The following is a 15864-nucleotide window of genomic DNA, read 5'->3' as shown; positions in this document are numbered from 1 at the left end:
TGTAATTTAGAAGAATAAAAAAATATTAGACATGAAAATAAAATATTTAATAATATGTGCAATTGCCTTTAGTTTTATGGCTTGCGAAAATCAGGAAAATGAATTTGACGACTTTGGCTCAACTTCAGTATATTTTCCATTTCAAACCCCTATAAGAACATTAATTCAAGGGAAGTATGATTTGGGATTTAATGAAAACGATAATAATGGTCGGTTTGAAATCGGTGTTATTATGTCGGGAGTTTATGATAATAACAAAAATAGAAGAGTTCATTTTGAATTAGCTCCTGAATTAATAGATGCTACTGTGTTAGGCGTAGATACTGTAAATGTTAAGGTCTTACCAGCTTCTTATTACACATTAGAACAGGAAAGCCCAGTAACAATTCCTTCAGGCTCTACAAAGGGACGTATCCCAGTACAGCTTTCAGATGCATTTTTTGATGACCCACAATCATTTGCAGATTTTGGTGAAGTGCATTATGTACTTCCATTAAGAATTACAGATTATGAAGAATTGGATTCACTTCTAGTAGGTGTACCGGCTGATGGTGTTACAAATCCTATTAAGATTAAAACCGACGATTGGGAAACTCAACCTAAAGACTATACACTTTTTGGTATTAAGTATATGAATAAATATCAAGGTATCTATTTAAGACGCGGTGAGGATGCAGCTACAGGAGCTAACGAATTGGTTACGGTTTTTGAAAGTGGTGATCCCACAATAACAGTTTCAGAGAACATTGAAGGCTCTACAGTTTATAGATCTGAGAATGTTGTAAATGATGAATTAATTCCAGTATCAACTGCAGGAAGAAACAGCGCAATTATAACTATTGATGTAAGAAGACCAGGTATTGCTACTAATAGTAAGTTGTCTTTACTATTGACATTTAACGATAATGGAGATGTTACTGTTACTAATGCTGATCCAACTAGTGGTGTTGCTGTAGCGGGTTCAGGTAAATTTGTAGAAGATGGCGATGAATGGGGAGGAAAAAGTCAAGACGTAATTTACTTAGATTATGAATACCGAGAAACAGAAGTTGAAGTTACAGAGAACCGCTTTTTTGGTAGATTAATTTCAACAGAAACAGCAACATTTGATTTATTACATACAGTTAAAGATACTTTAGTAATAAGAGACCGAGATGTTAAGTTCGAAGAATTCACAATACAATTAACCAAGTAGTAATTTTTATAAGTTTATTTAATAATGGTTTTATGCCTTATCTATAATAATTCATTAGAGAATTAACATGATTAAAATAAATAATTATGAAACTTTTTATTAAGTAATTAGTAATTTGAGTTAGTTTAAACCCTCCATTATATAATAAATTATGATGGAGGGTTTTTTTTTACAAAAAGATAATTTTAAGTAACTTCACTTTTAATAATTTAATTAGAAACCCATGAAACGATTTAAACTTATTAAGCAATTTTTTATTTCAATAATAGTAACAGGATGTTTGCTTTCTTGTAATGATGGTAAAGACGAAACGCCTTGGTTAAATCTTATAAATAATAATACACTTGATGGTTGGAATATTAAAGGGGGAGACGCTAGTTATAAAGTAGAGAATGGAGTAGTTATTGGAACAACTGCGGCAAATACCCCAAACACATTTTTAACTACTAATAAAATGTATGGTGACTTTATTTTTGAAATTGATTTTAAAGTAGATTCTACAATGAATTCTGGGATTCAGATACGCAGTAATAGTTTACCATATTACCAAAATGGACGAGTACATGGTTATCAAGTGGAAATAGATCCTTCTAAGCGTGCTTGGAGTGGTGGTATTTATGATGAAGGTAGACGTAAATGGTTAAATACTTTAGAGAATAATATTAAAGCTCAAAAAGCATTTAAACAGAATGAATGGAATCATTATCGTGTTGAAGCCATTGCAGATACTATAAAAACATGGGTAAACGGTGTTCCTGCATCTTATTTAATTGACGATAAAACTGCTTGCGGTTTTATAGGTTTACAAGTACATTCTATAGGTAACAAAAAAGAAAAATTAGGTAAACAGGTTATGTGGAAGAATGCTAAAATATTAACAGACAATCTTTCAAAATACTCAAAAAAATCGCCCTTAACACCTGTAGTTACAAAAAATAACCTAACAGTAAACGAAAAAAAATCTGGATGGAAAATGCTATGGGATGGTAAAACCACCAATGGCTGGCGAGGTGCAAAACTAGATAAATTCCCTTCAAAAGGATGGTCTATAGAAAACGGAGAATTAATTGTAGCAGATACAGGTGGTGCTGAATCTGAAGCTGGTGGCGATATCGTGACTACAGATGTTTATAGTAATTTTGAGTTACAAGTAGATTTTAAGTTAACCCCAGGAGCTAATAGTGGTATTAAATATTATGTTGATACTGAAATTAATAAAGGTCCAGGGTCATCAATTGGTTTAGAATATCAAATTCTTGATGATAAGCTACATGCAGATGCAAAATTAGGTTCTCATGAAGGTAGTAGAACGGTATGTTCGTTGTACGATTTAATTCAAGCAGATCCTAATAAACCTATAAATGTAATAGGAGCATGGAATACGGCATACATTAAGTCTATTAATAATCATGTTGAACATTGGTTAAATGGTGTTAAAGTACTTGAGTATGAACGTGGAAATAAAGATTTTTTAAAATTAGTTTCAGAAAGTAAATATGCTAAATGGCCTAATTTTGGAGTGCTCGAAAAAGGTCAAATCTTATTACAAGACCATGGTGATAAAGTGTCATTTAGAAACATCAAAATCAAAATTCCAACAGAAAATAAAAAGTAAGATGGACAATAAAAGAAGAGATTTTTTAAAAAAAACAACAGTAGCTGCAATAGGAGTAAGTTTAACTGGAGGAGTTAATGCTATGTCTGCTAAAAGTTATAATAATATCATTGGAGCAAACGAACGCTTAAATGTTGCAATTGCTGGTTTAGGTAGAAGATTAAATGCTTTTAAATCACCAATAGCTTCAAAAGCTAGTAACGTAAAATTACTTTACTTGTGTGATGTTATGGAAAGTCAGCGTTTAAAAGGATTAAAGGCTTTTAGAGAACATATTGATTATAATCCTGCCTTAGAAAATGATATTAGAAACGTATTAGAAGATAAAAATGTAGATGTATTGATTAATGCTACACCAGACCATTGGCATACACCAGGTTCAATAATGGCAATGAAAGCAGGTAAACATGTGTATGTAGAAAAACCTTGTAGCCACAATATGTATGAAAATGAACAATTGGTTAAAGCATCAAAACATTTTAATAAAGTGGTACAAATGGGTAATCAGCAACGTTCATCTGGTCATACCATTGAAATAATAAATGAAATTCATAATGGCATCATTGGAAAACCATATAAGGCAGTCGCTTTTTATAATAATGGAAGAGGTGAATCGCCAATACAAAAAAGTGCTCCAATTCCTGATGGATTAGATTGGGATTTATGGCAAGGGCCAGCCCCAAGACGTAGTTATACATCTGAAACATGGAATTATAATTGGCATTGGTATGGTTGGGAATATGGTACAGCCGAAGCAGGTAATAATGGAACACACGAATTAGATGTGGCGCGTTGGGCTTTACAAGTAGATTTTCCTCAGCATGTTTATGTGGAAGCAGAAAAACGTCACTTTTTAAATGATGGTTGGGAAATGTATGATGATATGGAAGCTACATTTAAATTTGTAGACAATAAAGTCATTAAATGGGATGGTAAATCTAGAAATAGTTACAGTACATATGGTGGTGGAAGAGGTACTATTATTTATGGTACAGAAGGAACCGTATTTGTAGATAGAGGTAAATATATATTATATAACCGTAAAGGGAAAATAGTTAAAGAATATAATTCGGCATCAAAAGAAGCGGGAACTGCTTTAGGTGGCGGCGGAGATACATCAACTAAACATGTTCAAAATCTTTTTGATACCATTAGAGGAAAAACTAAATTAACAGCACCTATTGATGATGCTAGTAAAAGTATGGCTATGGTCCATTATGCAAATATAGCTTACAGAATTAATAGTGGTTTTGATATTGATGATAAAACGGGTACTATGTTTAATAGAGATGCCATGAAACTTTGGTCTAGAACTTATGAACCAGGTTGGGAACCTAAAATATAAAATGTGAAAAGACGCTCATTTATAAAAAAAACAGCTGCAGTTACTGCAGGTATAGCTAGTTCATCATATTTATATGGCAATGTCTTGTCTAGTGTAAATACTAATGATACAATTAATATTGGTGTTATTGGTACAGGAGATCGAGGTGGCGGATTAATGTCTATTATCAATTCTATAGATAATGTAAATGTTATAGCTGCTTGTGATGTACTGCCATTTAGATTAAAAAAAGGTTTAGCAAAGTCTCATACAAAACCTATAGGTTATTCAGATTATCAACAACTTTTGGATAATAAGAATGTTGATGCTGTTATTGTAGCAACACCTTTTAATATGCATTCAAAAATTGCTATTGATGCGCTAGATGCTAATAAGCATGTATATTGTGAAAAAACATTAGCTAAGGGTTATCAAGGAATTAATGAGTTAGTAAATAAAGCAAATCATTCCAAAAACATATTTCAAACAGGTCATCAATACCATAGCTCAAGGTTATATACCCATGTAGTAGATTTAATTCAACAAGGAAAAGTTGGTAATATTACAGCATTTGAGTGCCAATGGAATAGACATGGAAATTGGCGAAGACCAGTACCTGATCCTAAGTTTGAAAGAGCCATAAATTGGAGAATGTATCGAGATTATTCTGGAGGACTTACTGCAGAACTGTGCTCTCACCAAATTGATTTTGTTAATTGGGTGCTCAAAGAAACCCCAAATCAAGTAATGGGTGTTGGAGGTGTAGATTATTGGAAAGATGGTAGAGAAACCTATGATAATGTCCATTTAATATATAGTTATCCTAATGGAGTTAAAGCAAAGTTTACTTGTTTAACTAGTAATGCTAAAGATGGTTATCAAATAAAGGTTATTGGGGATAAAGGAACCATAATTATTGATACTAAAAATGCATGGTTTTATCCAGAAGGTAAAAAGAAAAATAAAGTTATAAGAGATGTAGATGGTGTAAGTGGAGCGACTGCCCAATGGGATAAAGAGAAAGGTTCTAGAATAAATCTAGAGCATTTAGACCCAAGTAAGCAAGCTTTACTTGATTTTAAGTATTCAATAATAAATAATAAAACTCCAGAATCAAATGTTATTACAGGTGCAAATGCTGCAATAAGTGTACAAATGGGACTCGATGCTATGTATAACAACGAAATTGTAAAATGGAAAACTAAATAAATTATTAAAAAAAGATGGTACATTCTAAACTTATTTTCTTTGTTATGTGTCTTTTTAGTGTAACACTAAATAGTCAAATAGAACTGCCAGCTTTTTTTGGAAATAATATGGTTTTGCAACAAAACGAAAACGTTTCGATTTGGGGTAAAGATATTCCTAGAACTTTAATTAAAATTTCTTCAAGTTGGGGAAGTAAAACTTCAGTAGTTTCAGATTCAAAAGGATTTTGGTTTTCAACAATTCAAACAAGTCAAGGTTCTTTCGAAAAACATACATTACGTATTGAAGGTAGCAATACAGTAGTTTTAACTAATGTTTTAATTGGTGAAGTATGGCTTTGTTCTGGTCAATCAAACATGGAAATGCCATTAAAAGGCTTTCATAAATCTAAGGTTTTAAATGCCAATAAATATCTTGAAATCTCAAATAACAAAAATATTCGATTATTCAATAATCCAAGAACAGCAAGTGTTTCTCCTAATTTTAGCGTAAAAGGAAATTGGGAAGAGTCAAATTTAGAGTCAGCAAAATCATTTAGTGCTATTGGGTATATTTTTGGTACAAAACTTTTTGAAAACTTATGTGTTCCAATTGGTATTATTGAATCTTCGTGGGGAGGTACTAAAATTGAATCTTGGATGCCAAAAGAAAGTCTATTAAAATATAAATATATTAAAATACCTAGTAGTTTATCGAAAGAACAAAACAAGCAAAAACAACCAACTTTTTTATATAATGCAATGATTCATCCTTTTCAAGATTTTAAAATAAAAGGAATACTATGGTATCAGGGAGAGTCAAATAGGCTGCAACCAAGCACATATAAAAATTACATGAAAGATTTAATTGCTTCATGGCGAAAGCAATGGAAAGATGAAAACCTCCCTTTTTACTTTGTACAGATTGCACCTTTTAATTATGTTAAAAATAAAAACGCATCTTTATTAGGGGCAGACTTAATTAGAGAGGCTCAATTAAAAGTTTTTCAAGAAACTAATAATACGGCCTTAGTCGTAACAACAGATGCTGGCGATTGTAATGATATACACCCACCAAAAAAAGAGATTATTGCCAAAAGATTAGCTAATTGGGCTTTAACAAAACAATATAATTTCAAGAATTTAAATTATAGAAGTGCGGAATTTAAATCGATGTCTGTTAAAAATAGTCAAATACATTTAATTTTTAATTTTTACAATAAAGATTTTTTTAAAGAAAGTAATGATGTAAAAGGTTTCTCTATTGCAGGCACAAATAAAATATTTTATCCAGCACAGTTAAAATTTAATAAGGATAAAAAAAGCATCATTTTATATAGTGAAAAAGTAAATGAACCAGTTAGCGTACGATATGGTTTTGAAGAATGTTTTGAAAGTAATTTAAAAACAAAATCAGGATTGCCAATTTCTGTGTTTAGAACGGATAATTGGAAATAAGTAAAAACAATCAAATATTTTTAAAAATTAGTATTATCTCAGGACACGACAGGATAGGTTTAAATGGTTAAAGTTTTAATTTTAGCGTCAGTCTATATTTTAGATGTTATTTAGGTGAAATTATTAAATTTTAAGAAACCCATTTATGCGTAAAAACAGTTTATTATTAGTTCTATTAAGTGCTTTAAGTAGTCTTAATTTTTTAAGTGCTCAACAAATAAACAATAGCGAAAAACCAAATATTATTTTCATTCTTACCGATGACCAGCGTTTTGATGCTATTGGTTATGCAGGAAATGAATTTGTAGAAACTCCAGAAATGGATAATTTGGCTAAGTCTGGTACTTATTTTAATACAGCAATTGTTACTACCCCAATTTGTGCGGCAAGTAGAGCCAGTATTTTAACTGGTTTGCATGAACGTGCACATAATTTTAATTTTCAAACAGGAAATATAAGAAGTGAGTATATGGAGAATTCTTATCCAACGCTTCTTAGAAATAACGGGTATTATACTGGTTTTTATGGCAAATATGGAGTTAGATATAACGATTTGGATAAACAGTTTGATGAATATGAGTCTTACGACAGAAATAACAGGTATAAAGACAGAAGAGGATATTATTATAAAACAATAGATAATGATACGGTACACTTAACGAGATATACTGGGCACCAAGCTTTAAATTTTATAGAAAAAAATGCGGAAAACAATAAGCCTTTTTGCTTATCATTAAGCTTTAGTGCACCTCATGCTCACGATGCAGCACCAGAACAATATTTCTGGCAAAATACAACAGATAATTTACTTACAGACACAACTATTCCTGGTCCAGAACTTGGTGATGATAAATATTTTGATGCACAACCAAAAATTGTTAGAGACGGATTTAATAGATTACGTTGGACGTGGCGTTATGATACTCCTGAAAAATACCAACATAGCTTAAAAGGCTATTATAGAATGATTTCTGGTGTTGATTTAGAAATCAAAAAAATACGTAATAAACTTAAAGAAAAGGGACTTGACAAAAACACCGTAATTATTGTAATGGGTGATAATGGTTATTTTTTAGGTGAACGACAAATGGCAGGTAAATGGTTAATGTATGATAACTCAATTAGAGTACCCTTAATTGTTTTCGATCCAAGATTAGAGCAGCATCAAGACATTGATGATATGGTGTTAAATATAGATGTACCTCAAACAATTGCAGATATAGCAGGTGTTAAAGCTCCAGAGACATGGCAAGGTAAAAGTTTAATGCCTATTGTAAAAAAAGAATCAAATACTATAGGTAGAGATGCTATTTTAATTGAGCACATTTGGGATTTTAGCGAAATTCCACCAAGTGAAGGTGTACGAACTGAAGAATGGAAATACTTTAGATATGTAAATGATAAAAGTATTGAAGAATTATACAATTTAAAGAAAGATCCAAAAGAAGTTAAAAATTTAATTGGAAAGAAAAAATATAATGAAATAGCCAATAAACTTCGCGCTAAACTTGATGAATTAATTAAAAAGAATAGTAATGAATATAGAGCAGCTCCAACAGATTTAACGGTAGATTTAATTAGAGAGCCTGCTACCAATGTTAAAATATTCGATTTAAAACCAGAGTTTGGTTGGACGGTTCCGTTAGGTTCAAAATTTCAAGGAGCGTATCAAATATTAGTTGCTTCTAATAAAAAGGACATTGATAATAATAATGGCAATGTTTGGGATAGTGGTCAAGTACGTTCTTTACAATCAACAAATGTTGAATATCAGGGGAACCCACTTGCAATAGGACAAACCTATTATTGGAAAGTGAGAATATGGGATGAGCAAAATAGATTGGTTGATTATTCCGAAGCTCAAAAATTCACAACAGGTAAAAGTGATAGCTATATAATATCAACTGAAAACAAATTTGAAATAGATAGAATAAAGCCGGTTAAGTTTGAAAAGCGAGGTGATTTTTATTTCATGGATTTTGGTAAAGCAGGATTTGCCACCATGGACTTTACATACCAAGCAAAAACACCACATACCTTAACCGTTAGAGTTGGTGAAATGATTGACGACAATGGAAATGTTAATAGAACACCGCCAAAGAAAAGTAATATTCGTTATCAAGAGATTAAAGTTGATGTAAAGCCGGGACAGACAAAATATCAAATAAAAGTACAGGAAAATGAGAGAAATACCAGAGCTAATAAAGCCATTCCGTTACCAAACGGATTTCCTCCACTTGTGCCATTTAGATATGCTGAAGTTGAAGGTGCGCAAAACGCAATATCTGGCGATAATTTTGAACAATTAGTATATCGTACCTATTGGGATGATGAGGCTAGCAGTTTTACAAGTAACAACGACATTTTAAATCAAGTATGGGATTTATGTAAGTATTCAATTAAAGCGACAACCTTTAATGGTTTATATGTCGATGGAGATAGAGAGCGCATTCCTTACGAAGCTGATGCGTACTTAAACCAGTTAAGTCATTATACCACAGATAGGGAATTTGCTATGGCAAGACGAACTATCGAGTATTTTATGAAAAACCCAACATGGCCTACAGAGTGGCAACAACATGTAGCATTATTAATTTATGCAGACTATATGTACACGGGAAATACAGAGCTTATAGAGCGTTATTATGAGCCTTTAAAACACAAAACATTATTCGAACTTTCTAATGAAGATGGCTTAATCACGTCTACAAAAGTAGATGCCGACTTTATGAAAAAATTAGGTTTTCAAGAAGGCTATAAAAAACCATTAACAGATATTGTTGATTGGCCATCTGCAAACTTTAACGGTAGTAAAACTAAAGGAGAGCGCGACGGGTTTGTATTTAAACCATACAGTACTGTAATTAATGCGTTTTTCTATGAGAATATGAAAATCATGGCAGAATTTGCTCAGATTTTAGGAAAAACCCAGGAAGTTTTAGATTTTGAATTAAGAGCAGCCAAAGTTAAAAAAGCAGTTAATGAACAAATGTTTGATTCTTCACGAGGCATTTATGTGGATGGAATAGGTACAGATCATGCATCGTTGCATGCTAATATGATGCCTTTAGCATTTGGATTGGTACCTGAGGAGCATTACCAAACTGTAGTAGACTATGTGAAATCTAGAGGTATGGCTTGTAGTGTTTATGGTGCACAATTTTTAATGGATGGATTGTATAACGCAGGCGAAGCAGATTATGCTTTAGAATTAATGGCAAGTAAAGCAGAAAGAAGCTGGTATAATATGATTAGAAGCGGCTCTACAATTACATTAGAAGCTTGGGATTTAAAATATAAAAACAATTTAGACTGGAATCATGCTTGGGGTGCAGTACCTGCAAATGTAATTCCAAGAGGATTGTGGGGTATTAAACCTAAAACAGCAGGATTTGGGGTGGCAACAATTAAGCCACAGATGAGTAAGTTAAAGTCTAGTGAAATTGAAGTACCAACTGTAAGAGGTGCTATTAAAGGAAAATACACGTATAACGGTGCAAGACTTCAAACCTATGAAATAGAAATACCGGGTAATATGGTAGCAGAGTTTTCTTTAAATGGATTAGATGGAAAGGATTTAATACATAATGGAGATAAGGTGCCATCGGCTTTCGAGTCTATTAGATTATCACCAGGAAAGCATACTATTCAACTTAAAATTAATTCTTTTTAAGAAAAATGGTAAGGATATAAAAAGCCAGTAAAACACTAATTTTACTGGCTTTTTTGTAAGCTTAGCTAAGATTTTAAGGCATAAAATAAAAAACAATGATGAAAAAGTATTACTTAACAATATGTCTATTATTAGCTGTGTTTTCCGCATTAGCACAAAAAGAATTAGAAGTAACTCTTGATAGTTCCACCAAAGTAACTCCAGATGGTGTAGGTGGTTTATATTTTGCAGGAACAAAAGATGTAAATTATAGGTTTTCCCAAAGAATATCTCCTCATGGTGATTGTATTGATGTTGTTAATGGTTATGCCTTTATAACATGGTATAAAGGCGGCATGGATAAACGCAATTTAATGTTATCTAGAAAAAATTTGAATGTCCCTAATTCGCCTTGGATTTCTATAGAGTTTCCACACAAACATGTAGGGCAATCTGGCGAACTGTTAAATGGTACAGGTATTCGAGGCGATTCTCATAACACCGCCGCTATAGGCATCAGTACTATAGATGACACAATACATATCATTTATGATATGCATGCTTACAGAGCTTCTTCTTTACCTAATGATTTTTTTAATTATTCAGTATCGCTTAAAAATAAAGCTTTCGTACCAGATAATGAATTCACATTGGCTATTTTTAATCCAAAGCAAAACTATTTAAAATCTGGAGGCGATTACGAACGTATGACCTATCCCATGATACACAGAGCTGACGATGGAAGTTTGATTGCTAGATATAGACAAGGCGGCTCTGGTAATGGTGATATACTTTTAGCACATTATGATGGTAATGTATGGAGCAATAATTGGTTATTTCATGAAGGAACTTTGGCATTACCTAACAGAAACAATATGTATGGAGGTGAACGTTTTTTAAACGGTAAATTTTATTCAGGTTTTTCAATAAGATACTCTACTAATAATGATACAAATACCAGTAACGGTTATATGTTAAATAGTGGACTTTATTATGCTTATACCAACGGAATTCCTAAAAATGCATCAATAGCATGGTTTGATGTTAATGATACTTCTATTACTTTGCCAATTCAAAATAATATTAACCCAAACTTAGATCCAGTACAGATTGCACAACCTGGAGATGATTATGGGACAGCCACATTTCCTAAATCGTCTTCTGATCCAGCATGGACAGTTACTGAAAATGGTGCGATTCATTTTGTACAACGTGTTGATAATAGAAATGTACATTATTATAAGTTGGCTACAGATGCAAATTTTTCTAGTGATGTAGGTGGTGTTATACCCAATCCTCAAACTCGTGGTGAACTTTACAGTTATAAAAACCATGTCTTTATGGTGGAAATTATAGGAGGGAAAATAATTGTTAAAACCACTTTAGAAGGTCAGAATAATTGGAAAATAGCACATGTAGGTACAGAATCTATAAATTTTGATCACTTTGATGCTTTTGTTACAGGTAATAAATTATATGTTTATTTAATGCAAGACACAGGAAATAACACACCAGGTGTTGGTGATAAGCGCCCCTTATACTTTCAAGAATTTACATTGTCTGAGGTTGATGCTCCAGTAGAAGTTGATAATTTATTATTAGAAGCTGAAGACTACACAACCGCATCAAGTACTATTATAGTTGGGACTAATTCTGTTGCATCTGGAGGTGAATATATAGATGCGTTTGCAGCAAGTCAGTTTATCGAACATAAATTTCAAGTAGCAACAGCTGGTACTTACGATTTTATTCTTTTTGCAGCGAATAGAAATAGAGACGATTCCATAATGGATATTGAAATTAATGGCACGTTGTATGACGATGTTCTAATAACAAGAACCTTTGATTGGAATGTGTATTTAGAAACAATAATTCCTGATGTTACACTAATTCAAGGTGAAAACACAGTAAGACTAACACAACGAAGATCATTATCAAGCGAACCAGATAAAATTGAATTTGAGTTGAAGTCAGCTTTAAGTACTAATAACTTTAATATTCAAAAAGTAACGGTTTACCCTAACCCAAGTATCGGCATTTTTAATATAAATAGTCCAATAAAAAACTTAAATTATAAACTAATTTCTACACAAGGAAAAGTGCTAAAAAAAGGAGTTTTGGTTAATAACAGTTTGGACTTAATGAAATATCCAATTGGGATTTATTTTCTTCAATTAAATTCTAACCATAGTGCTACAGTAAAAAAAATAGTGATAAAATAGCTTTTTAAACATCTGGCCTAATTAATGAGAAAAAATACAATGTATTTAATAATATTTTAATTTTTTATTGAACTTAGTCTAGTACAAAAATGATGAACATATTGAATTTATAATCGAATCGATCTTAAATAAATTATACAAAAATGAATAAATTAATAACTTTATTTTTAGCACTAATTCTTGGACTTAATGGCTTCAGTCAAAGTACGTTTGTTAAGGGATATTTCATTAACAACTCTGATGAAAAAATAAACTGTTTTATAAAAAATAATGATTGGTTGAATAATCCAACTGAATTTGAATATAAAATTACGGAAAGTGCAGAACAGAAAACCCTAACTATTAGTTCGGTTAAAGAGTTTGGGTTTTTTAATATATCAAAGTATGTTAGGCATAATGTTGATATTGATAGAACTAGCAAAATAGTTAATGAGTTAGATTATAATAAAAATCCAGTTTTCAATAAGGAAGAGCTGTTTTTGAAAGTATTAATTGCAGGAAAAGCTAATTTATTTCTATATGAAGACAAAGGTTTAACTAGATATTTTTACAATAAAGATGACTCTGAGGTTGCGCAATTAATTTATAAAAATTATTTAACTTCTGAAGGACAAGTAGCTAAAAACAATGAGTTTAGGAGACAATTATGGAATACTTTAAAGTGTGAAAGTATTTCAATGAATAACCTTTCAAAACTAGATTATAAACAATCTACATTAATTAAGTTTTTTATAAAATACAATGAATGTACTAATTCAGAATTTATTAATTATATAAAAAAGAAAGAGAAAAAAGATTTGTTTAATTTAACGCTGCGCCCTGGTATAAGAAGTTCATCTCTTGTTTTGAAAAACGGAGAATATAATTGGAAGGAAATTGACTTTGGTAAAGGATTAACTTCTTTTAGATTCGGAGTAGAGGCTGAATTTGTTTTAGGATTTAACAATAATAAATGGGCGATTCTTTTGGAGCCTACCTATCAACAATTTGAGTCTGAAGAAACGTTTGTTACAAATAGAACTACTGGAGAGGAGTATGTTGCTAATGTAAATCATAAATCCATACAAATAAATCTTGGTTTAAGACATTATTTGTTTCTGAACAAAAACTTAAAACTATTTGTCAATGCTTTGGGAGTTATAGATAATAATGTGAATTCCATAGTTGAAGTAAATAGAGTTGATGGTGCAAAATTGTTCTCAGCAAAACTTGTTACAGGAATTAGTACAGCTCTTGGGATTGGGTGTAAATATAACGATAGATATAACCTAGAATTAAGATATTTACCAAATAGAAATATTTTAAATAGCCAAGGTTCTTGGGGTACAGAATTCAAATCAGTATCTATCATTTTGGGATATTCTATCTTTTAAAATCAATTATCAGAAAATATAAAACTTAAAGAAAAAAATATATAAAATAGTCCTCTTCACATTTTTATCCAACTTATAAGGGAGCATACTAAAAAAAGGTTTTAATAGATGTCGAGTTATAAAAAGGCATAGAATTTCCGGTAAAAGCTATGTAGTAAAATGGTTTGACCCAAGAGAGGGAGGCGAATTTCAAAATATATCAATTACTTCTGTAAAAGGAAACGGATATGTTAGTTTAGGAGTTTCTCCTTCAGAAATAGATAAAGATTGGGTAATATGTATCCAAGCTCATAAATAGTTTAAAATTATTTCAAACTTTATTTATATTTATTTTCTTTTAATTACAGATACTTCAATTTAAGAGAGATATGTTCTAAAATCATGAAAATGAGAGTGAAAAACAGGATAGGACAGGACGCAATTCAAAAGCCATAATTATATATTTATTCACTAATATATTCAGTTAAAATCCAGCAAAAAAACAAATAGGTTTATGAATTTTAAATACGCATATACTGTTTTTTTATTCGTGTTTACTAGTTACTTCTATGCCCAAAACCCAATAGTCTCAAATCAAGGTTTAAACGACCCGCATATTCATATTTTTAATGATACAGCTTATGTTTATGCATCTCACGATAAATCCATTGATAATAAAAAATTTATTATGGAAGATTGGTGGGTGTGGTCGTCTCCAGATTTAGTGAATTGGACAAAGCGAAGCGTTTTAAATCCTAAAGACACCTATATAGGAAAAGACTTTTCAAGATGTTGGGCAACGGATGCAGCATATAAAAACGGAAAATATTACTGGTATTTTTCAGAAGGAAATGAACAAACAGGGGTTGTTGTAGGAGATACACCAACAGGACCTTGGAAAGATGATTTAGGAAAACCTCTTTTAAATTCAGACTTAACGCCAACACATGAATACGATATGGCTATTTTTGAAGAAAATGGAGCGCATTATATCATTTTTGGTGTTTGGGATTATTATATAGCAAAGCTGAATGATGATATGATAAGTTTAGCAGAAACACCTAAAAAAATAGAGATTTCAAATGTTAGAGGCCCATACAATACAGATGGAAAAAACAAAAAAATGCCAACTGACGATAAACCGTTTCTTCACAAATACAATGGTAAATATTATTTATCTTGGGGTTGCTTTTATGCCATGTCTGATAACTTATATGGCCCTTATGAATATAAAGATTCTGTTATAAAAGAGGAAAGTTTTGCAGAAGGGTATAACGCTCCTACTTGGCCAAATGGTTTTTTGCAAGGGCGTCATGGTAGTTTTTTTGAGTGGCATAATCAATGGTACTATGTATATTGTGATATCAGTCAAACAGGAAATCGCTATTTTAGAGATAGCTTTATAAGTTACGTGCATTTTAAAGACAACGGAGAAATGGCAACCATACGAGTAGATGGTGTTGGTGTTGGTAATTATAAAGCAAATGCTAGTATTGAAGCAGAAGATTATTTTAAATCCGAAGGTGTTAATAAAATTGAAAATACCATTGGAGGTTTTTCAATACAGCCTCAACATGATAATAGTTATACCATATATCCAAATGTAAAAGGGTTGAATGATAAAAATACTATAGAGCTACAGGTGATAGCTCGTGAAGCTGCTCAAATAGAAGTTAGAGCTAACCATTCTAATGGTGAATTACTATTTACTTGTAATGTGCCTAAAAATGATATTTATACGCTTCAAAATAGACAGTTTGATATTGAAAACATTAAAAACATACAATCTATTTGTTTTGTGTACAAAGGAATAAAAGATAAATCGTTTACACTAAATAGATTTCAATTTAAAAATTAAA

Annotated in this window: 10 protein-coding genes; all 10 read left to right on the top strand. The window is 31.4% G+C overall.

The window, feature by feature from the left end:
- The first annotated feature begins 31 nt into the window (after positions 1-31).
- The 10 genes from Q0842_RS06930 to Q0842_RS06890 all read left to right on the top strand — a co-directional run bounded on the left by Q0842_RS06930 (position 32) and on the right by Q0842_RS06890 (position 15863).
- Complete coding sequence (locus Q0842_RS06930) at positions 32-1195, top strand: DUF5627 domain-containing protein (RefSeq protein WP_298495979.1); 1164 nt, start codon at positions 32-34, stop codon at positions 1193-1195.
- A gap of 223 nt (positions 1196-1418) precedes the next feature.
- On the top strand, positions 1419-2810 hold the full coding sequence (locus Q0842_RS06925; protein WP_298495976.1) for a DUF1080 domain-containing protein: 1392 nt from the start codon (positions 1419-1421) through the stop codon (positions 2808-2810).
- Position 2811: 1 nt separating this feature from the next.
- The gene (locus Q0842_RS06920) at positions 2812-4155 is read left to right on the top strand and encodes a Gfo/Idh/MocA family oxidoreductase (protein ID WP_298495973.1); all 1344 of its coding nucleotides are present in this window, start codon (positions 2812-2814) and stop codon (positions 4153-4155) included.
- A gap of 3 nt (positions 4156-4158) precedes the next feature.
- The gene (locus tag Q0842_RS06915) at positions 4159-5343 is read left to right on the top strand and encodes a Gfo/Idh/MocA family oxidoreductase (RefSeq protein ID WP_298495970.1); all 1185 of its coding nucleotides are present in this window, start codon (positions 4159-4161) and stop codon (positions 5341-5343) included.
- A 14-nt stretch (positions 5344-5357) separates the two neighbouring features.
- Positions 5358-6779, top strand: a complete 1422-nt coding sequence (locus Q0842_RS06910) for a sialate O-acetylesterase (protein ID WP_298495967.1) — start codon at positions 5358-5360, stop codon at positions 6777-6779.
- Positions 6780-6924: 145 nt separating this feature from the next.
- Positions 6925-10452 carry a sulfatase-like hydrolase/transferase gene (locus Q0842_RS06905; RefSeq protein ID WP_298495964.1) on the top strand — a complete coding sequence of 1176 codons (3528 nt, stop codon included), beginning with the start codon at positions 6925-6927 and terminating at the stop codon, positions 10450-10452.
- Between the two features lie 98 nt (positions 10453-10550).
- Entirely contained in the window at positions 10551-12653 is a 2103-nt protein-coding gene (locus Q0842_RS06900; RefSeq protein WP_298495961.1) for a BNR-4 repeat-containing protein, read from the top strand.
- Between the two features lie 143 nt (positions 12654-12796).
- Positions 12797-14026 (top strand): tRNA modification GTPase, encoded by a 1230-nt coding sequence (locus Q0842_RS06895; RefSeq protein WP_298495959.1) that lies wholly within the window; start codon positions 12797-12799, stop codon positions 14024-14026.
- Between the two features lie 85 nt (positions 14027-14111).
- Positions 14112-14324, top strand: coding sequence for a putative collagen-binding domain-containing protein (locus Q0842_RS16385; RefSeq protein WP_366941110.1), 213 nt, complete (start codon positions 14112-14114; stop codon positions 14322-14324).
- 195 nt (positions 14325-14519) lie between these two features.
- On the top strand, positions 14520-15863 hold the full coding sequence (locus Q0842_RS06890; protein WP_298495958.1) for a family 43 glycosylhydrolase: 1344 nt from the start codon (positions 14520-14522) through the stop codon (positions 15861-15863).
- The last annotated feature ends 1 nt before the right edge of the window (position 15864 follow it).

The sequence above is a fragment of the uncultured Algibacter sp. genome, assembly GCF_947495675.1.
In the GTDB taxonomy this organism is placed as follows: Bacteria; Bacteroidota; Bacteroidia; order Flavobacteriales; family Flavobacteriaceae; genus Algibacter_B.
Note: the sequence above shows the minus strand (reverse complement) of the source record. Positions and strands in the feature narration are given on the sequence as shown.